Source organism: Halobacillus sp. H74 (assembly GCF_052246715.1).
Taxonomy (GTDB): Bacteria; Bacillota; Bacilli; order Bacillales; family Halobacillaceae; genus Halobacillus; species Halobacillus litoralis_A.
Map to the genome: position 1 here is coordinate 20,694 of NZ_JBQQCI010000007.1, position 20,763 is coordinate 41,456.

Genomic DNA, 20,763 nt, shown 5'->3' on the forward strand with positions numbered 1-20,763 from the left:
TGATTTTGAACGAAGAAGATAAATCACTCCCTTGGATTGTTTATTAGTATGAGCGACCACTTTATTGGGGTAACCAAAGAACATTCTAGTGATAATGTGATAAGTTCACCATCATTTTACTACCTTTAAATTCCATCGAGAAGTTCAACATGTGAATAATTGATGACACAATAAAAAAAGAGACAGCTGGAATAAACCGGCTGCCCCTTTTCTTATCATTCGCTTATTCAAATTCAAGCAATAAGTCTCCGACATGAATCGCTTCATTATTTTCTACATGAATATTTTTGATGACCCCATCAAAGGGAGCTTGTACGGTTGTTTCCATTTTCATCGCTTCTGTAATCATCAAGTGGTCCCCTTTCTTCACTTCTTCTCCTATTGTTGAAAGGACTTTGATGACCGTACCAGGCATAGTCGCACCAATGTGTTTTTGATTCGATTTATCCACCTTAGGCCGCTCTTGTACGGAAGCATTGACATTTTCGTCACGAACCACGACTTCACGCGGCTGACCATTCAGTTCAAAGTAGAGTGTTCGTGTTCCGTCAACTTGCGGTTCGCCAACAGACACTAATTTCACGATCAATGTTTTACCTTGTTCGATTTCAACTTCCATCTCTTCCCCTAATCTCATTCCATAGAAAAAGGTCGGAGTATCCAAAGTAGACAGATTTCCATACTTCTCTGTGAATTTCTGATGATCCATAAAGACTTTCGGATACAAAGCATAGCTGATCATATCAAAGCTCGTCACTTGACGGTCCAATTTATGGAACAGCGTTTCCTTTAAGCCATTGAAGTCCACTGGTTCCAAAAGTTCTCCTGGCCGTACTTGAATGGGTTCACGGCCCTTGAGGATGATACGTTGCAATTCAGCTGGAAATCCACCATATGGCTGCCCTAAATATCCTTGGAAAAATTCAACGACACTATCAGGAAAATCTAATGAATCCCCTTTTTCATAAATATCATCTTCATTCAGATCGTTTTGGACCATATAAAGCGCCATGTCTCCGACAATTTTAGAAGATGGTGTCACCTTGACGATATCGCCGAACATATCATTAACGCGGCGATACATCACCTTCACTTCGTCCCATCGTGAACCAAGACCGACTGCTTTTGCCTGTTGCTGCAGATTGCTGTACTGCCCACCAGGCATTTCATGGTCATATACCTCTGTATGAGGAGCCATCATGCCACTTTCAAAGTCTTGATAATACTTGCGTGTATCCTCCCAGAAACGGCCCAGTTTTTCATATGCGCCGATATCAAGATCTGGTTTACGTCCACTGCCTTCCAATGCATAATATAAGCTGTTAGCACTCGGCTGGGAAGTTAAGCCGGCCATGGAACCAGTGGCTACATCAACGACATCGACTCCAGCTTCGATCGCTCTTGCATAGGTGAATAACCCGTTACCGCTTGTATCATGTGTATGCAAATGAATCGGGATGTCTATCGTTTCCTTCAGGGTAGAGATAAGCTGGTAAGCTGCTTCAGGTTTTAACAGACCAGCCATATCTTTTATGCCTAGGATATGCGCACCTGCATCCTGCAGCTCCTGGGCAAGATTTTTATAATACTCGAGATCATATTTGGGACGGCTGGAATCCAGGATATCCCCTGTATAACACATAGCCGCTTCCGCCACTTTTCCACTTTCACGCACAGCATCGATCGTCAGCTTCATACCCTCGACCCAGTTCAAACTGTCGAAAATACGGAAGACATCAATACCGGCACTTGCGCTCTTATCGACAAACTCACGAATTAAATTGTCTGGATAATTTTTATATCCGACTGCATTGGAAGCTCTCAAAAGCATCTGGAAAAGCACATTCGGCGCCTTAGCCCTCAGCTTCAATAAACGTTCCCACGGGTCTTCATTCAAAAAGCGGTAAGAAACATCAAAGGTTGCTCCTCCCCACATTTCTAGCGAAAACAGATCAGGAAGCAGCCGGGCAGTCGGTTCAGCAATATTTTCCAAGTCTTTTGTACGGACCCTTGTTGCAAGCAATGACTGATGGGCATCCCTGAAAGTCGTATCTGTCAATAGAACTTCGTTTCTTGCTTTCAGCCATGAAGCCAGCCCTTCTGGTCCACGCTCATCCAAAATCTGTTTTGTTCCCTTTGGTATCGGCTCAGAATGCTTGATTGCAGGAATCCTAGGTTTGGAATAGGTCGGCTTCTTTCTGCTGCCATAACCCTCAAATCCGTTGATCGTCCGGTCTGCAATATATGAAAGCATTTTTGTTCCACGGTCTTTTCTTTTCGGAAAGACAAAGAGCTCTGGAGAACGGTCGATGAACATCGTGTTATATTCACCAGATAAAAACTGCTTATGCTGGATGACATTTTCTAAAAATGGGATATTCGTTTTGATGCCGCGGATCCGGAACTCTTTCAAGTTTCGCACCATTTTATGTGCTGCTTGATCAAAGCTCAGCGCCCATGTCGATAATTTCACAAGCAACGAGTCATAATAAGGTGAGATGACAGCTCCCTGGAAGCCATTCCCGGCATCAAGACGGACACCGAATCCCCCGCCTGTCCGGTAAGCCATGATTTTACCTGTATCCGGCATGAAATTGTTTAAAGGATCTTCGGTCGTAACTCGTGACTGGATCGCATATCCATGTGTCCGGATCTCTTCCTGTAAGGGGATAGCGATCTGCTTGCTATGTAAGTCATAACCTTCCGCCACCAGAATTTGTGTCTGTACGATGTCGACGCCTGTGATCATCTCTGTGATGGTATGTTCGACCTGGACACGTGGATTCACTTCAATAAAGTAAAAATCATCCCCTGTCACGAGAAACTCCACAGTACCCGCATTGACATATTTCACATTATCCATCAGTTTGACTGCGGCCGTACAGATATCTTCCCTTACCTGTTCAGTAAGACTCACACTTGGCGCAATCTCTACCACTTTTTGATGTCGGCGCTGTACGGAGCAGTCTCGTTCATAAAGATGGACGATATTCCCGTCAAAGTCACCGAGGATTTGAACTTCAATATGTTTTGGTTCTTCAATCAACTTCTCTACATAAACTTCATCACTGCCAAAAGCAGCACGCGCTTCTGAACGAGCCCTTTCATAAGACTCCTCCAAAGTATCCGCATTTCTTACTACTCTCATCCCGCGGCCGCCACCACCCATTGCGGCTTTGATCATCAAAGGAAATCCGTGTTCATCTCCGAATTCTTTGATTTCCTGAATACCACTTACTGGGCCATCACTACCCGGAATAACAGGAATATCTGCCAGTACGGCCTGATCCCGCGCTTTCACTTTATCCCCGAACATATTCAAATGCTCGCTCGTCGGCCCAATGAAGGTGATCCCTTCTTGTTCACAACGTCGTGCAAATTCGATATTTTCCGAAAGAAAACCATAACCGGGGTGGATGGCATCTACACCGACGCTTTTGGCTATTTCAATGATTCCTTCAATATCCAAATAAGCATCGATCGGTTTTTTCCCTTCACCCACTAAATAAGCCTCATCAGCTTTATAACGATGATAAGAGCCAGTATCCTCTTGAGAATAGATAGCTACGGTTCGTATGTTCAGTTCTGTACATGCTCGAAAAACACGAATAGCGATCTCACCGCGGTTCGCCACCAATACCTTATTGATTTTTTTCACTTCTGCCATGAATCACACGCTCCATTTCTTTCTATATCTTTATTACTGTATTTGATCTTCCGCTATATTACATTCGCCATTCATTTGCAAAATTCCTTTTTTTCAGACATTAAACAGTATGTAAGTTTAAAAACTCATAGGATCTGGACAGGTTCGACAACTTTACTTTTAAAGGGAGATTGTTGAAGGCTCAGTTTCGAGGCTTTTGTCTGAGGCGATGGTGGGTGGGAAAACGGATCACTTTCCGCGGGGATGGCGGCAAGCCTCCTCGAGCTAAAGCTCTGCGGGGTCTCGCCAGCCCATCCATTCCCGCAGGAGTCTCACCGTTTTCCCATCCACCATAATTTGGCACGTGCTCTAAACTACCTTCATGGTTAGGAGCATTTTTACTTAAAATGCTATATGCACGACATGGAAGGGTAAATGCTCCTCAATGAATAACGGCTAATATCTCATGTTTTCGAGGAATTTTATAGCAAGGGTCGGCGCGGAATGCGAAGACTCCTGCGGGAAGAGAGGGCATGTTGAGAACCCACTGAGTCCGAGGAGGCTCACAGCGCTCCCACGGAAAGTGTTCAAATGCAGAATTGCCCTGGACGAGTCATACCCCGCCGCCCCGACCCACTCAACAAACATATCGAAATCAAGTCTTGAAAATAAGGAAGATAAGAATGAGGTTTGAAATTTTCCACAAAAAAACTCAAATCACAACAGGGACGTGTCGCAATTTGAGTTTACATATTATGACTTTTGGGCAGCCTCATGCAAAACATTCAATTGTTTTTCCAGGTTATCCAATAGTTGTTTACCTTCTTCATCGCTGATTAGATTCAAGCGAACTGCAAAGTGAATTTCTCGGGATAATCCGAACATCTGTGTATCTAAAACCTCTTCGTAAAGTGGACATTGAGGCATAGTCAAGTTGTCCATCTGTACTTTTATCAACCTTAATATTTTATCAGCGTCAGCTTTTAGAAGGGCATAGGCTTTTTCACGATGATCCACAGCCACATCAGACAACATCAAAAATCCCCTCCAATATACAAGTCTTTCTTTTTATAATCTTATCGTTAAGCGGGGAAAATTGCAACATTGTTATGGGACAAGTTCAAAAAATTGAGAGGTCATATCGATTGGATAATGTCTCTAATAACCTTAACCCGACGACGCTGTTCCCTTTTTCATCAAGGCTAGGTCCGTAGACTGCAATACCACCAAAATCATTCAGTGAAGCTAACACCGATCCTGACACTCCACTTTTTGCTGGTATGCCTACTTTTATGGCAAACGATCCTGATGCATCGTACATCCCGCATGTCACCATGAATGTTTTGCAAATTCTTGCGAGATGTTTCGGTATTATCCGGCGTCCTGATTCAATATCAATCCCGCCATTCGCCAACAAGGCGCCTATCCGGGCTAACTGACAGACGTTCACTTCGATCGCACATTGTTTCGTATACGCATCTAATGTTTCTTCCACACTGCCGGTCACGATTTGGTGTTGTTTCATATAAAAAAGCAGCGATCTGTTCAAAAAGGCTGATTCAAATTCAGAGACAGCTACTTCTTCGTTGTATCTGATTGAGTGATCATCTGTCAACTCGTGGATAAAACTGAGCAAGCGACCAACTTTTTCATCAGGGGTATCGCCATGAATCATATTCGTAACCGCTAAAGCTCCCGCATTGATCATCGGATTTAATGGCTTGGAAGGACTCTGCTCCAAACGATAGATAGAATGAAAAGGGTCGCCGGTCGGTTCCATCCCCACACGGTCAAAAACATAGCTCTCTCCATTATCCATCAGTGCCAAAGCAAGGGCGATCACTTTAGAAATACTTTGAAGTGTGAAGCCTACTTCCACTTCCCCGGCTTCTACTGTACTGCCATCGATATAATGGATAGCTACCGCCAAGTCCTCCGGGTTTTGCCTCGATAAGGCAGGTATATAATTGGCTACCTGGCCGTCATATGCATAAGGACGGACATTGTTGAGCCACTCGTTCAAAACATCACTTGAAATATCTTTTATCAATGGATCCAGCCTCCTTTTAATGAAATCGAATTCATTTTTTGCTATGATTTGGATGGATGACTTTTTACTAATCGAAAGGTGGCTCCAGCCATGATTGTTCAAATAGCAGGAAATGTTAAATTCCCGATCACGCTAGATCCGACTGTATGGATTTTTGATGATCGGAAGATGACCTTAACAGAAGCATTCCAACCAGAAAAAGCAGAACCATCTGCAGAAGAAGAAGATGAACTGAAACGCCAATCACTGCGTTTTGACAGGGAAGTCTATCAACAGAAACTTAACCCGCCTGTCAATAAAAGTATCAACAGATACGAAAAGCAGCGCATTATGAACGGGACATTTCTCATGCCATTGAAACCATTCCTTCATACAAGTGAACCAAACAAAGACGTTGAGAAAGCGACACTTATCACAGATGAAGGAGAACAGGTCATTGATGCTGATGATTTAGCAGAGTCTCTCCTTCTCTTTTCTGAAAATGGCAAGCCATTAAGAAACGAAGGTCCTGTGCATCTTTATTATAAAGACGGGTCGAATAAATCTTCCCCCATCAAGGGGATTAAAAAAATTGTATTACAGTAATGATTTGGGCAGCTCTTGAAGCTGTCCTTTTTGTATATTATCTACAAGGTGACACAGGCTATAAATAAAAAAAGTGGTGTTTCCTTTGAAAAAATTATTATTGTTGATGATCCTTATGCTTTTAGCCGCTTGTCAGCAAAATGGCGAAGAGTCCTTATTAGAAGAACGCCAAGGAGATTCAGAAGTAAAATATGTGACGGATTCTGAACCAGTCAAGAAAAAAGACATGACCAGTCAGCAAGCTGCACGGCATCTGGCTAAACTAGCTGTAGAAGTACCAGATGTCCACGACGCGACAGCTATCGTGCTAGGAAATTATGTAGCTGTCGGAATTGACGTTGACAAAGATCTGGATAGGTCACGAGTCGGAGTCATCAAATACTCAGTTGCAGAAGCGCTCAAGCATGACCCGTATGGAAAGCAGGCGACCGTCATTGCTGATGCAGATGGTGTAGAGCGCCTGCGTGGTCTCGGCCAGAAAATTTCTGAAGGGCATCCAATCGAAGCTGTAACCGATGAACTCAGCCAGATTGTCGCCCGGTATATGCCAGAAGGTCCGATCAATGAAAAACCTCATACAAACAAGAATCAAGACTCCGTCCCTGAAAAAGAACAAGAGCAATTAGAAGAAATCGAAAAAGAACAATCTAAACAAGAGTGACAGAAAAACAGCTAAATCCCCGAAAGGATTTAGCTGTTACTTTTTTCTAGGATTTCTCTTTCTTTTTCAGTTAATTCGTTATAGTATTGAACACCGAACTGCGAACCTTCCGCGACCATATCCGCATTATCTTGATGGGATACTTCCGGTTTACCCGCTTCTTCAATCGGCAAATCAGCTTTCTGTCCGAAGCTTCCTTGGATAGATCTTGCTTTGTCTTTCACCTGTTCTCTTTTCTCCTCATCTTTCAGGAAATACGCAATCGTACCTCCAGCAACTGCACCAACTGCTGTAAAAATCCAACGTTTTCTCACAAAATCATCCCTTTCTTTTGCTTCTTTAATTACATTTCCCGAACTACTCCTCCCTCAAACGTGGAAACTTCATCTATTTATAAAAGTCATATTATGTTAAACTATACGTAATCGTTTTAAATAATAGAGGTGAAAAGATGCGTGTACAATGCGTAATTTGCGATAATATCGAAAAAATAGACAGTTACTGTCTTCAGGCAAAAAGGCTGAGAAATCGACGGATTCACACGTACATGTGTCAATCCTGTCACGATCGAATTGAAGAAAAAACAAATAAACGACTCTCCACAGGCAAATTCCGGTTCAACAGAGAACGCAAAAAGGAAAAGCATTTATCTTAAACTGGATGAATCACGTCAATCTGTAAACACTCATTTCGATTAAAATCTCAAGAACATCATAAATGAATTCCCATACTATAAAAAAATCCCTTCCGAATGACCGGAAGGGATTTTTTTATGAAGATTCATTCTGTTGACGGCCACCGCGTTCTTTATGCAAGCGCAATCGGTAAATACCCAGAATCAGGGCAGCAACCAGCAAGCTCTCTGGGAGCGGTAAGTTCAATCCTAGAATCAATGTCAAAATGAATGTACCGATCACTAGAAAAGCATAGACTACAATCGTTTTCATCAATGGCAGTTTCCTTGCAAAACCCAGCTTGAAAGTAATGATTGCCAAGGCAACCGTTGTTAAGTATAAAAGCATAAATGAACGAAATAACATCGCTACTTCATCTTCATCATTTAAATTGACTTCATTTCCCATCCCTTTAAAAAAGAAATCTGCTACAGGCCATAAGTCTGTAGGCACAGGTAATGTTGATGTATCTTTCATGACGTTCCTCCTCGTGATTCCCCTGTTCTCTTCCATCTATGATACTAGAATCATCCACCATATGCCACCCATCCCGCGATTTTCATTATTTGGACAAATCCTTTATAATAATGATGAATAGAGGTGACGCTTGTGAAAAATAATCAATGGAATCCAGGCTTCTTAGCCTTTCTTGTCATTTTATCCTTTGTTGCTGTCGGGTTTGCTCTTGGCCAGGAGATTTTTTGGCTTGCAGCTGTACTTTTCATTCTAGGCTTTGTCTTAATGAGCTTCGGTTTGAAACGCAAACGCCAGCAACAACAAGAACAAGCATGAAGAAAGCGACCTTATCCGGGTCGCTTTCTTTCATTTTTTCAGTTGGACATAGTTCTCAGAGATCTCTTTATGAATGTTGGCACGGCTTGCGAGGACCGTCGTGGAATTTAAAAGATCCAGCTCTTTCTGGTCAGCCCGGGTAACGATTCCACCTACTTCGCGAACAAGTATGCTCCCTGCAGCATAATCCCAGGGCATCAGCGTCATAGTTAAATATCCATCAAGTATCCCTTCTGCGACAAAGGCGAATTCTAAAGCGGCTGATCCATAAGATCTTGTGCTGCGTAATGTTTTAACAAGCTCTTCCATACCATTATGCTCCACGTGTGGATTTTCTGGTATCAACCAGCTTGTGTTCAATGCTAGAATGGATTCTTTCAATGGTCGTTTTTCACTTAAATCCGGAAGTCGCTGGTCATTCTTATACGCACCTTCTCCACGCTTGACTGCATAAAGAACATCTTCCATTACGTTATAGATTAAACCGACTTCTCCGACCCCCTCAAAATAAACGCCGATGGAAATAGCGAAATTTCTTTTTTGATGGACGAAATTCATTGTTCCATCAATAGGGTCGATAATCCATACGGTTCCCCCTAAGTCCTCTATTTCATCGCCGAATCCTTCTTCTCCGAAAAGATAATGTTGCGGATAAGTATCTTTAATCTTTTTAGCAAAAAATTGTTCTGTTTCCTGATCCATCTCTGTTACAAGGTCGTTCGCATTGGACTTCGTCTCGATGGATCTTGGTGAATCGATTTTTGAACGAATCCGTTCACCGGCTTCCAAAATCCATGCTTTTGCATAATCGAATACCTCGTTCTTTATATGTTGATCCATGTCATCGTACCCCTTTTATAAGTCTCATCGTTTATCGTATCAAAGTCCGTTGATTATTTCATGTCTCAAAGCGCGTAAAAATAATGGAGAAGGTTTTCCTTACTTAGCTTGTCCTGCTGAAATCAAAAAAGCGCGAGCAACTATATTGTTGCTCGCTACTCTATAGACCATTCAATCAATTGCTTACGAAGTTCAGAGAGTCGTTTTTTTGTCTTTTTAATTTTTTCGACATCTTCTGCGATCATTGCATCATGCAATGTAACCAATTCGTAATCAATCTCCATACGGATTACCGGGAGCTTTTCTTCAGCTTCTCGTTTGCGCAACGCTTCCATGACATGTTTCACTGCCAATCCCTCCCTTTCAAATCCTTACTATATATATATGTGATTATTGCTACAGAAGTTTCAGTTAGATTACTTATATGTAACCCATTTTTACATCATTCAAACCATCGGGACACATCACTTAGAAACACCTTGCCTTTATGGTAAAATAAGACCGAGGAAATTGGAGGAGTTGATTAAATGACGACTTTTACTGGGTTCACCCAAAAAGATTTTGACGTATTTTCCATTCCGGGGTTGGAAAATAGAATGGAAGCTTTAAGAGAACGGATTTCGCCTAAACTTGAAGCCGTCGCCACGGAGCTCGCTCCAGATGTAACGGCTATGACAGGTGATGAGATGTTCGTCCATGTCGCGCGGCACCTTCGCAGGAAGACAAATCCACCGAACGACACATGGGCTGCACTTGCTTCAAATAATAGAGGCTATAAGAAACTGCCGCATTTCCAAATCGGTCTGTGGGAATCTCACGTGTTCATTTGGTTTGCAGTCATTTACGAAAGCCCGATCAAAGAGGATTTCGCCTATAAATTAGAGGAAAACAAAAAGGACATCCTTGATCACATCCCTGAAGATTTTGTATGGTCCGTAGATCACACGAAGCCTGAAGCGATTCCGCAAAGCGATGTTGATAGTGAGAAGTTCTCTAACATGACCGAGCGATTGAAGACAGTTAAAAAGGCCGAAATCCTTTGCGGACGGCACATAGCAAGAGGTGATGACCGTTTGAAAGATCCCGGTGCTTTCCTCGACCTTTGTAAAGAGACTTTCCAAACACTTGAACCGCTTTATCGTTTCACCAAACAGATCGATTAATTTTCCACGTTGAATACCTGATTGATTAAGATTTTCAAGCATTGAATTGCACGCAATTCAATGCTTGCTGTTCTTCTCCCCCTCGATTATATTTCCCCATGAAAAAGCAGTTCAGATTTTGGGAAACAGTGCGTACGGCACTTCCAAACTGAACTGCTTTCTTCTGTCATTCCCACTTTCGGCTCATGACATCTTAACTTTATCCCCAGGACTTAAAGCCTTGGCTTGTTTAACCGTCCGATAACAGGAATAACCGGACTCTTTCTCAAACTGGCTGCAAAGTGTTTTTTCTTCACTCTTTGAAGGGACAATTTGTTTGAATCTCGTATAGGCCATCAACAAGTCGTCACGTTTGATACCTTTTTCATATGCTTGTTCGACCAAGCTGTAAAAATTGACCACATCTATGATTTCTTCTTTTGTCCAATATACTTCATCGATGGGATAGGTGTAGCTCATCCTTTTCCTCCTTTGTTAATTCCAACGTATTCGGATCTCCTCAGCATTTGTAATCATACGTTGGATCATTTCATCTACTGTCGGTACATCATGAATTCTTGATGCGACTTGACCAGCCCACCCGAAACCGGATGTCTGCTCACCGTCATGGATGAATTTTCGATTCGCTTGCCCGCTGATGAAGGATTTCAGTCCCTCATAACCCGCTTTTTCTTGTTCAAGTTCCAGAATACGATCTGTCCAACTGTTTTTCAATGCGCGGGCAGGTGCTTTCAGACTCCTTTTAATAACTGTCGTCGAAGTTTCATCCGCTTCAATGAGGGCTTTTTGATAAGCCGGATGGGCATGAACACATTCTTTAGTAGCAATGAACCTCGTCCCCATTTCGACCCCTTCCGCTCCAAGTGCTAACGCAGCCATCAAGCTTTTCCCGTCGCCGATGCCCCCGGAAGCAATTACAGGGATATCGACAGCGTCGACCACTTGGGGGGTGAGGACAAATGTACCGACATCATCCCGCCCGAGGTGACCTCCACCTTCGTGGCCAACCACCATGACAGCATCAGCACCGAGCTCTTCTGCTTTGACCGCCTGTCTTCTGGCCGCTACAAGCACTAATGTTTTAATCCCTGTGCCGCGAACCATATCTAATACTGGCTTGGGGTTGCCCCCTGTCACGGATATCACCGGAACTTTTTTATTGATGGCTACGTCTACCATCGTTTCAAAAGGCCGTCCGTGCTGACCAATGGCAAAATTGATGCCGAATGGCTGCTCAGTCATTTGTCTGAGCCTTTCGATTTCCTCTGCTAATTGTTCAGGTCCATCCATGCTCATCGCTGTCAATTGACCTAATCCCCCAGCGTTCGAAACTGCTGCTGCCAGATCTGAGTAAGCTAAATGAGCCAATCCTCCCTGGATGATCGGGTATGTAATATCCAACAACTCTGTCACGCGTGTTTTCCACTGCATTTCATCCCCTCCTCTTTCTGTTCATTTTATCACGATTGGAAAAAGGATACACAAAAGACTAGCCAGCTATCCGGGACTCTGCTATAATTCATTTGCTTTTCTATTTGTAAAGAGGTGTGAACGATTTATGAACCAACATGAAACCCCCTTATTCACAGGGTTGAAAAAACATAGAGATCAAACCCCCATCCAGTTCCACATTCCTGGTCACAAGGGTGGAAAAGGGATGGATGAGGAGTTCCGCGAATTCATGGGCGAAAATGCTCTTTCGATCGATTTGATCAACATCGAACCCCTGGATGACCTCCACCACCCCCAAGGAATGATTAAAGAAGCTCAAGATCTTGCCGCAGAAGCTTTTGGGGCTGACTATACCTTCTTCTCTGTCCAGGGAACATCAGGTGCAATCATGACGATGATCATGAGTGTGTGCCAGCCTGGAGATAAAATCATTGTACCAAGGAACGTTCATAAATCAATTACGACAGCTATCATCTTTTCGGGAGCTAAACCTGTTTTCATCCACCCCGAATTGGATGAGCGATTCGGGATCTCACACGGCATCACCTCGCATGCCGTGAAGAAAGCTTGCGAAGCCCATCCAGATGCCAAAGGTGTGTTGGTCATTAATCCTACTTATTTCGGTATAACCGCTGATCTACAGGAGATTGTAGAGATCGCTCATAATTATGACATACCCGTTCTCGTTGATGAAGCCCATGGTGTCCACATTCACTTTCATGAACGGCTCCCCCTTTCTGCCATGCAGGCAGGAGCAGATTTGGCCGCAACAAGTGTGCATAAGCTTGGTGGTTCATTAACACAGAGTTCAGTGCTGAATTTGCGGGAAGGTCTCGTTTCCCATGAGCGCGTACAATCCATCTTGTCCATGTTGACAACGACATCAACTTCATATATTTTACTTGCATCCTTGGATACTGCCAGAAGACATCTCGCCATCAACGGGCATGCATTAATGGAGGAAACTCTCCGGTTAGCTGATCTTGCCCGTCAACAATTGAATGAGATCCCTTCCATCTATTGTCCTGGAAATGAGATTCTGACCAGTGATGCGACCGTCGATTATGACCCGACCAAATTAATTATCTCAGTGAAAAAACTTGGTATGTCAGGCTATGATGTCGAGGTTTGGCTCCGTGAGAACTATCATATTGAGGTTGAATTATCCGATCTTTATAATATCCTATGTATTGTAACACCAGGAGACAGAGGGTCAGATATCGAAAAACTGGTAGAAGCTCTCAAATGCCTTGCCGACCAATGTGTCAGCGTGGATGATGTGACCAGTATCCCTGTGAAAGTTCCGGCTATCCCTGTCCTTTCCTTATCACCAAGGGATGCCTTCTATGCGTCCACCGAAACCATTTTGTTAAAAGAAGCAGTCGGACGCATTAGTGCTGAATTCGTTATGGTTTACCCCCCAGGTATTCCAATTTTCATCCCCGGGGAGATCATCACATCCGACAATATCGATTATATTCATGAAAACATTGAAGCAGGATTACCCGTTCAGGGCCCAGAAGACGACACACTTGAGAAAATCCAAGTCATCCGCGAACAAAAAGCATTTAAATGATGACTCAAAAGCGCAAGCGCCTTGAAAGACACGAAACGCATAAGCAAAACGGCCGGTGGAAGGTGTTCTTCCCTTCCACAGGACGGATTGCTTATGTCGAGAGTGGCTAGGCGCTGGAGCTGGATGACTCAAAAGCGCAAGCGCCTTGTTCAGCCTCGACAAGCTTAAGAACATCCGTAACGTGGAGCGGTTTTCCTTCACGAGACGGATGGACTTAAGACCTCGAGAGGCTAGGCGCTGGAGCTGGATGACTCAAAAACAAAAAGAATCAAGCGCTCATTGCAGCGCTTGATTCTTTTCTTATTTATTCTTCCTTTTCAGAAAGAGAGCCCCTATTCAATAGATTAATGTAATTATTATTTTTTCTCTGGTTTGTTACAGGTCGGACATGTGCTGTAAAGAGTAGAAACCTTTTCATTTTCGTAATGTTCGATCACCTTTTGACAGTCTTGACAGACGATTGTTCCCATCTCATATCCACTCCTTATTTTGTAATCGCTTTCAATGTGATTATATTTTATTATGACACATTAAAAAATGCAACCCCAAAAGTATAACTTTTTTAAAAATGTGCCATACTAATAAATCACCTTCTAATAAATATATGAGCTTACTTGTGAAATTAGTCCAGGAAAAAGCTCACTTTTAAGAAAACGACAATTATTTCAGACCCTTTAATAACCCATAAAAAAACAGATCATCATAAATGATGACCTGCCTTTACAAATATATTCTATGGGGTTTGAATGAGGGCTGGATCAAGTAATTCAAAACCTTTCCCCCGAATCCCCTCGACTATTTCGTCGACTGCTTTATACGTCCATTCCCTATCATGCATGAGCAAGTTTGCGCCATTCCCCAGAAGTGGGGTATTAACCATGATATCTGCCAAGGACTCTGCATTCTGGTATTCTGACTCCCAATCATAGCCATACGTCCAGTTCATGACTAGCATGTCTTCTTCAGCCGCCAGATTCTTAGAAAACTCAGTGTTTTGACCGAATGGAGCACGGAAGAAATCCGGACGCTCTCCAATGATTTCTTCGATTTCATCATTCAATCCGATAATCTCTTCTCTTTGTTGTTCTTCGGTCAAGTCAGGCAAAGATGCGTGTGTCGCTGTATGATTACCGATTGGAAAACCTAGTTCATGGATTTCTTTTAACGCCGCTTTTTCTTCTTCGGTATCAATAAAGTGACCATTCACGAAAAAGATAGCAGGTGCCTCTAATTCTTTCAGCGTTTTCGCCATTTCCACTGCATATTGATCAGGAGCATCATCAAAGGTCAATAAGGCAACCTTTGGATTCGCATCAGCAATCGGTTGGAATGACCAGTTGTCAGTGATTTCATACTGTGGTTCCTTTTCCACTACCGTTTCTTCACTTTCTTCTGCTGATTCTGATGCTGATTCTGAATCTGTTTTTTCCTCTGTATCTCCCGTTTCTTCAACTGTTTCTTCCCCCGTGTTCGTCTCTGTTGCCGCTTCTTTCCCCTCTTCCTCCCGGCTTTCTTTACTCTCTACTCCTGAGCATGCAGCCAGCAAAAGAGTAAGAACCAAAAATAAACCTATCCACTTCTTCATCGATGTCCCTCCACTGTTATGTATTTCCACTTCCTCCATTATATAAGAAGTTTCTACATTTTTTCTATCGTTTTCGGGAAATTTATTATATAATATACTATCGTGGTCTTCTTGACTTCTAAATATAGGGTGATGGTGATAAAAATGTTTGACACATTAAAAAAATTCAAAATTATGGGTAGCCGCACACTCAAGACGGGTATTTCAGTCTTTTTGACTGCATTGATTTGCGGTTTTTTTAATTTGCCTATCATTTTTGCAGTGATTACCGCCATCGTAACAATCGAGCATACCGCTGCAGATTCTATCAAAAAAGCAGCTGTTAGATTTCCTGCTTCAGCCATCGGAGCATTGCTTGCCACCACTTTTTATGGACTGTTCGGTAAAGGTGCACTTACTTTCGCTTTGGTGGCAATGGCTACGATTGCTGTCTGCCACAAACTGAAACTGGATGATGGGATTTTAGTGGCTACAATCACCGCCACAGCCATGATTCCCGATTTTCAGGATCATCATATTGTTTCGTTTTTCATGAGACTGGGTACTACATCCATTGGAATCATCATCTCGACTTTTGTGAATTTTTTCCTATTGCCACCCAATTATTCCCCCATGATTTACAAAAACATCAATGGTTTGTATAATCATGCTGGTCTGCTCGTTAAACGAATAATTAATGAAGTTACGGCAGAATCTAAAGAGAAAACTCGTGGAATTCACCGTTCCTATCGGCAATTGACTGCCCATTTAGAGAAGACCTTTCAATTATCCCGATATCAGCGAGAAGAATGGAAGTATCATCGCCATTCAAAAGAAGAGATGGTCGCTTTTCAACTTTCTCAACGAAAGCTGGGGGCATTTCAACAAATTGCCTATCACTTGGGGAACATTCAATACGTCCAAACCAAGGCCGCTGATTTCACGGAAAGCGAAAAAGGACTTTTACACTCTCTGTCTGATGAATACGCCAGAGTACTTCACGATCCCACCCATACAATCAGAGAAGAGCAGTTCCAGATGGTTGACCAGTTGGATGATGTGTTCTGGAAATGGAAAGAAGACCATGTCGAGAAAGAAACTGGTTATCGCCATCATTTACCCCCGCAAACCATTTTGATTTATGAAATGCTTTGTTTTCATGACGTTTTGGAGGAATTGCAAAATTTGTCAGAAAAACAGCGGCATATCGTAGAAAAATGTTACGTAACACAAGAAAATTAGAAAAAGGGGAATGTTAACACTACTACTATTAGGAGGGATGTTAGTTATGAATCAAGTAACAAAAGTATTCTACATTTCCGTCGTAGCTGCAATTTTGTTCATCATTTGGGGAATAATTCCTGAATCGACGCTACCGACGTGGAACTTAGCGAACATAACATCAAACATTCAAGGATTCTTAACTGAGAAATTCGGATGGTTTTACTTACTATCAGCTACTGGATTTTTAATCTTTGCTATCTTTTTGGTCTTTTCTAAGTATGGTAAATTAAAACTAGGTAAGCCGGAGGATGAGCCGGAATACCCATACATCACTTGGTTTGCTATGTTATTCAGTGCTGGTATGGGAATCGGGCTTGTTTTCTGGGGAGCAGCTGAACCTCTCTCCCACTTCCACACGCCACCTCTTGTCGATCAAGAAGGAATGAGTGAAGAAGCGGCACAATCGGCAATGAAATATACTTTCTTCCACTGGGGACTCCACCCATGGGCGATTTATGCTGTACTAGCTTTAGCACTGGCTTACTTTAAGTTCAGAAAAGATGCACCAGGTGTCATCAGTGCTGCTCTTACACCAGTCTTAGGTGAAAAGAGAGTTAAAGGCCCTATCGGTACTCTTATCGATTTCATTGCGGTATTCGCAACGATTTTCGGTGTTGCCACTTCTTTAGGTTTAGGTGCATTACAGATTTCTAGTGGACTTGCTTTTACTGTTGATGGTTTAGAGGATACATTCGGTTTACAGTTGGCAATCATCGGAGTTGTTACCGTATTATTTATGATTTCTGCCATGACAGGTTTGAATAAAGGAATTAAGTATCTCAGTAATACGAACATAGTCCTTGCCCTTTTATTGATGCTGTTCATGCTTTTCGCCGGACCGACCAATTTCATCATGGATTACTTCACGACAACGTTCGGTTCTTATGTACGTGATTTACCTTACATGAGTTTCCGTTTGACACCATTCGCTAAAGACACGACATGGGTCCAAGATTGGACGATTTTCTACTGGGCTTGGTGGATCTCCTGGGCACCATTCGTTGGGACATTCATCGCACGTGTTTCCAGAGGTCGTACTATCCGCGAATTCGTTCTAGGAGTATTGCTCGTCCCGACCATATTCGGAGCCCTTTGGTTCTCAGTATTCGGTGGGACAGCCATTTCTCTTGAATTCTTTGATGGTGTGGATATTTATTCTGATGTAAGTGAACTCGGTACAGAAGTTGCCTTGTTCTCTATGATGGAACACGTACCACTTGGAATGATCATGAGCATCATCGGTCTCCTGTTGATCAGTACATTCTTTGTCACTTCAGCAGACTCCGCAACCTTCGTTTTAGGTATGCAGACGACGAACGGGAGCTTGAATCCGAAGAACCAGGTTAAATTCACTTGGGGAATCATTCAAGCAGGTGCCGCTGCTGTGCTTCTTTGGCAAGGTGGACTGCAGGCATTACAGACGGCTGCCATCATTGCAGCATTCCCATTCACGTTCATCATGATCTTGATTTGTTTCTCCCTATTCAAGGCTTTCCAGGAAGAAGCTAAGAAAGTTGATCTGAAGAAGAAAACCAAATAAATTTGCAGAAAGACATGGTGGAATGAATCCACCATGTCTTTTTTTCAATTTTTAACAGCAGATGTCAAAATGAGACATCAGGCTTTCATTCTGATGACATTTCAATAACAGCGGCACTTCAGGCTGATCCTTTTGTTACACTTAACTTGGATCAACAGACAAGGAGTGGTGGAGAATGCTGAACAGAATACTTTTAGCTTTTGTGACCATATTGTTATTGGCGGGATGCTTCCCGCAATCAGAAGATGTACAAGTGTTCACTGCCACACCACTCGATTATGAATTATACTTATATACAGAACCTGATAAAGAAGAAGAAGCTCAAAACTACTTAAGTGCTTTATTAGATTGGAAAATGAAGCAGAACGACGGACAAAAACTTGAGTTCAAACAAACGGAAACAAACGCCGATGACTTGAAGGTATCCAAAGATCAATTGCCTGTTCTCGTCGTAAAAGAAAAAGGAAAAACCGTGACTAAGATTTCAGGAGAGAACCCACGTAAAGAAATTTTACTGACGCTTGAGAACTCAATCACTTTCGCTCAAAAATAGGAAAAAGAGCCTTCGCGACGAAGGCTCTTTTTCTATGAGTCAATATAAGAATCGCTTTTTGAATGAGTACTTTCCCTACTGGGAAATAGCGGGATATATCTATTTAAAAGGCTCTGTTACATTTCAGTGTTGATTTTTTGATATAAGCTCCCTATTGTGTAAGACTCAGTTTCGAGGCTTAGTATGAGGTTATGGTTGGCTGGGAAACGGCTCGCTCTCCTTGCTGGAAGAGAGGGCATGTTGAGACCCCACAGGACAGCGTCCGAGGAGGCTCAACGCGCTCCCGCGGAAAGCGCAGCATTCCCCGCCGCCCCGATTCTCTCACAAAATGTCTCGAAATCGTGTCTTCAACAATCCTGCTATATAACAGAATAACTCTCATATGAAAAATCAACAACAACCTCTAACATAGCCATTTAAAAAAAGAATCGGTTAATTCATATACCGGTATTCCAATAGCCTATTCAAGATGTAAACTTCCTCCAATAGCTTCTCTCCCACATTGGTTTCCATCACTTTCTTCCTCTCCAGTTCTTCGTCTACCAGTCTTTTTACTGATAAAACATCTGTGCCATCCCTGAGGACTTCTTCCTTAGAATTAAAATGTTTATGCGCTACAAGCTGCATGCCGTACGAATTATATAATAACGTATATCCTGCGATACCTGTCTTTGATTGATAAGCCTTAGAAAACCCTCCATCAATGACCACCATCTTCCCATTCGCTTTGATTGGATTTTCTCCTTCAATTTCCTTTATCGGTGTATGGCCGTTTATAATATGTCCGTGATCAGGATGGAGATCGAATTCATTAAGGATTTTACGACAGGTTTCTTCATTTTCGCGTAAATAATAATAAGGGTTCTTTCTTTCTCTGTGCGTTTCCTTATCTTTAATGAAGTATCTTTCAAATGTCGTCATTTCTCTCTTACCAAAGAGTGATGAATATTCTCCTGTCCACAAATACCAGACCATATCTGTCGCAAGGTCGTCGCTTTCTTCTGGGTGAGCAAAAGCATGCCGTAAGTAATGTTCAAAAATATCAAGCAATTCACGACCCGCATACGTTCTATTTTCAATTTTCATTTTTTCCATATTTCCCTGTTCATCTAATGGAATGCAGCCATGGATTAACAAGTTTCCGTTATATTTCAGATAAAGACTGCCTTTTTTCATTAAAAAGTTCATATGTCTAGAGAGTTTTTCTGAATGACGGATCGAAAACAACAGTTTGTCCAGCACCCGCTCCTCTTCCTCTAATAAGAGATCAGGTTTATCTGTATCAATGGTAGTGAAACAAGTGTGTTCCAGGAGATGCTTCTTGTCACCAATCACTATTTCGCTTTGCTTATAATCCACTTTATCAAGTAAAAGCCTTTCAGACATATTGAAGTACGGACGTCTCTTTATGATTGAACTTTCCAGTTTGAATTGAATCATGGCAATAGCCTGGTGAATCTTAGTGATTTGTTCAATTTCATGTTGAGGTGTGTTGTCATCTGCACTTACTTTCGGTCTAAAAGCAGGGTTGTCCTCATAGTATTTCTCCGCAAGATTGAGCAGGGGTCTTAAATTTATGCCATAGACGTCTTCAATAATTTCCAAATTGTTATATCGAGCACAGATACGAATAATATTAGCAAGACAAACCTTTGAACCGGAAAAAGCACCGATCCATAAGACATCATGGTTCCCCCACTGGATATCAACGGAATGATAATTTATGAGAGTGTCCATGATTTTATCAGGGTCCGGTCCGCGATCATAAATATCCCCTACAACGTGAAGATGATCCACCACCAGTCTTTGCGTGGTATAGGCAAGACCTGTAATTAGCTTGTCCGCCTGGCCGAGAGAATTGATTTGCTGGACGATTTTCGTATAATAGGATTCCTTATTAATAAAATCGTCAGTTTTATACAGTAGCTCTTCTATAATGTAAACAAACTGTTCTGGTAAAGCTTTACGTAGTTTCGAGCGGGTATACTTAGAGGAGGCATAGGAAACAAGCTTGATCATCCGTTCAATAGTTCGCGTGTACCATTGATTCAAATCGCTTTTATTATCAAAAGCATTTTTCATTAATTTTATTTTTTCTTCAGGATAATAAACCATTGTGGCAAACTCATTTATCTCTTTTTCTGATAACTCATCGTTGAAAAGATCTGTAATCTTCTCTTTCACTCTCCCTGAACCATTTCTTAACACATGTTGGAATGCTTGATATTCCCCGTGTAAATCACTTACAAAATGCTCGGTTCCCTTAGGGAGGTTGAGAATAGCCTTAAGATTAATAATTTCATTTGCCACTTTTTCTTCACTATCATATTTCTGAGCCAGTAAATCTAAGTATTTTGTGTTCAAGATTATGTATCCCCTTTCA

At 42.2% G+C, this 20,763-nt stretch carries 21 protein-coding genes; 9 read left to right on the top strand and 12 right to left on the bottom strand.

What is annotated here, in order from left to right; all coding sequences use genetic code 11:
• Positions 1-223: 223 nt before the first annotated feature.
• The 3 genes from pyc to glsA form a co-directional block, all read right to left on the bottom strand.
• On the bottom strand, positions 224-3,667 hold the full coding sequence (gene pyc, locus ACTWPX_RS15780; protein WP_443120565.1) for a pyruvate carboxylase: 3,444 nt from the start codon (positions 3,665-3,667) through the stop codon (positions 224-226).
• Between the two features lie 732 nt (positions 3,668-4,399).
• The gene (locus ACTWPX_RS15785; protein ID WP_128522900.1) at positions 4,400-4,681 is read right to left on the bottom strand and encodes a YlaN family protein; all 282 of its coding nucleotides are present in this window, start codon (positions 4,679-4,681) and stop codon (positions 4,400-4,402) included.
• Between the two features lie 85 nt (positions 4,682-4,766).
• Positions 4,767-5,696, bottom strand: coding sequence for a glutaminase A (gene glsA, locus ACTWPX_RS15790; RefSeq protein WP_443120566.1), 930 nt, complete (start codon positions 5,694-5,696; stop codon positions 4,767-4,769).
• A 90-nt stretch (positions 5,697-5,786) separates the two neighbouring features.
• Between glsA and ACTWPX_RS15795 the strand changes: the two genes are divergently transcribed.
• Both ACTWPX_RS15795 and ACTWPX_RS15800 read left to right on the top strand, forming a co-directional pair.
• Entirely contained in the window at positions 5,787-6,281 is a 495-nt protein-coding gene (locus ACTWPX_RS15795; RefSeq protein ID WP_443120567.1) for a hypothetical protein, read from the top strand.
• Between the two features lie 76 nt (positions 6,282-6,357).
• A complete protein-coding gene (locus ACTWPX_RS15800; RefSeq protein WP_431357397.1) occupies positions 6,358-6,942 on the top strand; it encodes a YhcN/YlaJ family sporulation lipoprotein in 585 nt (194 codons plus the stop codon).
• A gap of 29 nt (positions 6,943-6,971) precedes the next feature.
• Here ACTWPX_RS15800 and ACTWPX_RS15805 read toward each other — a convergent pair whose 3' ends face one another.
• Positions 6,972-7,256 (bottom strand): hypothetical protein, encoded by a 285-nt coding sequence (locus tag ACTWPX_RS15805; RefSeq protein WP_128522904.1) that lies wholly within the window; start codon positions 7,254-7,256, stop codon positions 6,972-6,974.
• 137 nt (positions 7,257-7,393) lie between these two features.
• On the opposite strand from ACTWPX_RS15805, the gene ACTWPX_RS15810 reads away from it, so the two are divergent.
• Positions 7,394-7,597: a YlaI family protein gene (locus tag ACTWPX_RS15810; RefSeq protein ID WP_128522905.1), complete on the top strand. Its 204-nt coding sequence runs from the start codon at positions 7,394-7,396 to the stop codon at positions 7,595-7,597.
• A 115-nt stretch (positions 7,598-7,712) separates the two neighbouring features.
• Here the strand turns inward: ACTWPX_RS15810 and ACTWPX_RS15815 are convergent, their stop codons facing one another.
• Entirely contained in the window at positions 7,713-8,093 is a 381-nt protein-coding gene (locus ACTWPX_RS15815) for a YlaH-like family protein (RefSeq protein ID WP_128522906.1), read from the bottom strand.
• Positions 8,094-8,225: 132 nt separating this feature from the next.
• Here ACTWPX_RS15815 and ACTWPX_RS15820 point away from each other — a divergent pair, with 132 nt between their 5' ends.
• A complete protein-coding gene (locus ACTWPX_RS15820) occupies positions 8,226-8,408 on the top strand; it encodes a DUF5325 family protein (RefSeq protein ID WP_128522907.1) in 183 nt (60 codons plus the stop codon).
• A gap of 30 nt (positions 8,409-8,438) precedes the next feature.
• Here the strand turns inward: ACTWPX_RS15820 and ACTWPX_RS15825 are convergent, their stop codons facing one another.
• Both ACTWPX_RS15825 and ACTWPX_RS15830 read right to left on the bottom strand, forming a co-directional pair.
• Positions 8,439-9,248, bottom strand: a complete 810-nt coding sequence (locus tag ACTWPX_RS15825; RefSeq protein ID WP_443120568.1) for an inositol monophosphatase family protein — start codon at positions 9,246-9,248, stop codon at positions 8,439-8,441.
• 155 nt (positions 9,249-9,403) lie between these two features.
• On the bottom strand, positions 9,404-9,595 hold the full coding sequence (locus tag ACTWPX_RS15830; RefSeq protein ID WP_128522909.1) for a hypothetical protein: 192 nt from the start codon (positions 9,593-9,595) through the stop codon (positions 9,404-9,406).
• A gap of 180 nt (positions 9,596-9,775) precedes the next feature.
• On the opposite strand from ACTWPX_RS15830, the gene ACTWPX_RS15835 reads away from it, so the two are divergent.
• Positions 9,776-10,411 carry a YktB family protein gene (locus ACTWPX_RS15835; RefSeq protein WP_443120569.1) on the top strand — a complete coding sequence of 212 codons (636 nt, stop codon included), beginning with the start codon at positions 9,776-9,778 and terminating at the stop codon, positions 10,409-10,411.
• Between the two features lie 183 nt (positions 10,412-10,594).
• Here ACTWPX_RS15835 and ACTWPX_RS15840 read toward each other — a convergent pair whose 3' ends face one another.
• On the bottom strand, positions 10,595-10,870 hold the full coding sequence (locus ACTWPX_RS15840) for a UPF0223 family protein (protein WP_128522911.1): 276 nt from the start codon (positions 10,868-10,870) through the stop codon (positions 10,595-10,597).
• A 15-nt stretch (positions 10,871-10,885) separates the two neighbouring features.
• Positions 10,886-11,842: an NAD(P)H-dependent flavin oxidoreductase gene (locus ACTWPX_RS15845; RefSeq protein ID WP_443120570.1), complete on the bottom strand. Its 957-nt coding sequence runs from the start codon at positions 11,840-11,842 to the stop codon at positions 10,886-10,888.
• A 127-nt stretch (positions 11,843-11,969) separates the two neighbouring features.
• Here ACTWPX_RS15845 and ACTWPX_RS15850 point away from each other — a divergent pair, with 127 nt between their 5' ends.
• A complete protein-coding gene (locus ACTWPX_RS15850; protein WP_443120571.1) occupies positions 11,970-13,439 on the top strand; it encodes an aminotransferase class I/II-fold pyridoxal phosphate-dependent enzyme in 1,470 nt (489 codons plus the stop codon).
• A 356-nt stretch (positions 13,440-13,795) separates the two neighbouring features.
• On the opposite strand, the gene ACTWPX_RS15855 is transcribed toward ACTWPX_RS15850, so the two are convergent.
• Positions 13,796-13,909 carry a GapA-binding peptide SR1P gene (locus tag ACTWPX_RS15855; protein ID WP_128522914.1) on the bottom strand — a complete coding sequence of 38 codons (114 nt, stop codon included), beginning with the start codon at positions 13,907-13,909 and terminating at the stop codon, positions 13,796-13,798.
• Positions 13,910-14,172: 263 nt separating this feature from the next.
• The gene (locus ACTWPX_RS15860; RefSeq protein ID WP_443120572.1) at positions 14,173-15,024 is read right to left on the bottom strand and encodes a polysaccharide deacetylase family protein; all 852 of its coding nucleotides are present in this window, start codon (positions 15,022-15,024) and stop codon (positions 14,173-14,175) included.
• Between the two features lie 144 nt (positions 15,025-15,168).
• Between ACTWPX_RS15860 and ACTWPX_RS15865 the strand changes: the two genes are divergently transcribed.
• The 3 genes from ACTWPX_RS15865 (at position 15,169) to ACTWPX_RS15875 (ending at position 18,380) form a co-directional block, all read left to right on the top strand.
• Positions 15,169-16,245 carry an FUSC family protein gene (locus tag ACTWPX_RS15865; protein WP_443120573.1) on the top strand — a complete coding sequence of 359 codons (1,077 nt, stop codon included), beginning with the start codon at positions 15,169-15,171 and terminating at the stop codon, positions 16,243-16,245.
• A 46-nt stretch (positions 16,246-16,291) separates the two neighbouring features.
• Positions 16,292-17,827, top strand: coding sequence for a glycine betaine uptake BCCT transporter (locus ACTWPX_RS15870; RefSeq protein WP_443120574.1), 1,536 nt, complete (start codon positions 16,292-16,294; stop codon positions 17,825-17,827).
• A gap of 175 nt (positions 17,828-18,002) precedes the next feature.
• On the top strand, positions 18,003-18,380 hold the full coding sequence (locus tag ACTWPX_RS15875) for a hypothetical protein (protein WP_443120575.1): 378 nt from the start codon (positions 18,003-18,005) through the stop codon (positions 18,378-18,380).
• A gap of 432 nt (positions 18,381-18,812) precedes the next feature.
• Here ACTWPX_RS15875 and ACTWPX_RS15880 read toward each other — a convergent pair whose 3' ends face one another.
• The gene (locus ACTWPX_RS15880; protein WP_443120576.1) at positions 18,813-20,744 is read right to left on the bottom strand and encodes a fructose-1,6-bisphosphatase; all 1,932 of its coding nucleotides are present in this window, start codon (positions 20,742-20,744) and stop codon (positions 18,813-18,815) included.
• Positions 20,745-20,763 lie beyond the last annotated feature (19 nt).

What these genes read in the sequence shown, in the direction of transcription:
- ACTWPX_RS15835 (WP_443120569.1), top strand. Translation starts at nt 9,776, where the DNA reads ATGACGACTTTTACTGGGTTCACCCAAAAAGATTTTGACGTATTTTCC.
- ACTWPX_RS15840 (WP_128522911.1), bottom strand. Translation starts at nt 10,870, where the DNA reads ATGAGCTACACCTATCCCATCGATGAAGTATATTGGACAAAAGAAGAA.
- ACTWPX_RS15850 (WP_443120571.1), top strand. Translation starts at nt 11,970, where the DNA reads ATGAACCAACATGAAACCCCCTTATTCACAGGGTTGAAAAAACATAGA.
- pyc (WP_443120565.1), bottom strand. Translation starts at nt 3,667, where the DNA reads ATGGCAGAAGTGAAAAAAATCAATAAGGTATTGGTGGCGAACCGCGGT.
- ACTWPX_RS15815 (WP_128522906.1), bottom strand. Translation starts at nt 8,093, where the DNA reads ATGAAAGATACATCAACATTACCTGTGCCTACAGACTTATGGCCTGTA.
- ACTWPX_RS15855 (WP_128522914.1), bottom strand. Translation starts at nt 13,909, where the DNA reads ATGGGAACAATCGTCTGTCAAGACTGTCAAAAGGTGATCGAACATTAC.
- ACTWPX_RS15785 (WP_128522900.1), bottom strand. Translation starts at nt 4,681, where the DNA reads ATGTTGTCTGATGTGGCTGTGGATCATCGTGAAAAAGCCTATGCCCTT.
- ACTWPX_RS15845 (WP_443120570.1), bottom strand. Translation starts at nt 11,842, where the DNA reads ATGCAGTGGAAAACACGCGTGACAGAGTTGTTGGATATTACATACCCG.
- ACTWPX_RS15875 (WP_443120575.1), top strand. Translation starts at nt 18,003, where the DNA reads ATGCTGAACAGAATACTTTTAGCTTTTGTGACCATATTGTTATTGGCG.
- ACTWPX_RS15860 (WP_443120572.1), bottom strand. Translation starts at nt 15,024, where the DNA reads ATGAAGAAGTGGATAGGTTTATTTTTGGTTCTTACTCTTTTGCTGGCT.
- ACTWPX_RS15865 (WP_443120573.1), top strand. Translation starts at nt 15,169, where the DNA reads ATGTTTGACACATTAAAAAAATTCAAAATTATGGGTAGCCGCACACTC.
- ACTWPX_RS15870 (WP_443120574.1), top strand. Translation starts at nt 16,292, where the DNA reads ATGAATCAAGTAACAAAAGTATTCTACATTTCCGTCGTAGCTGCAATT.
- ACTWPX_RS15795 (WP_443120567.1), top strand. Translation starts at nt 5,787, where the DNA reads ATGATTGTTCAAATAGCAGGAAATGTTAAATTCCCGATCACGCTAGAT.
- ACTWPX_RS15825 (WP_443120568.1), bottom strand. Translation starts at nt 9,248, where the DNA reads ATGGATCAACATATAAAGAACGAGGTATTCGATTATGCAAAAGCATGG.
- ACTWPX_RS15810 (WP_128522905.1), top strand. Translation starts at nt 7,394, where the DNA reads ATGCGTGTACAATGCGTAATTTGCGATAATATCGAAAAAATAGACAGT.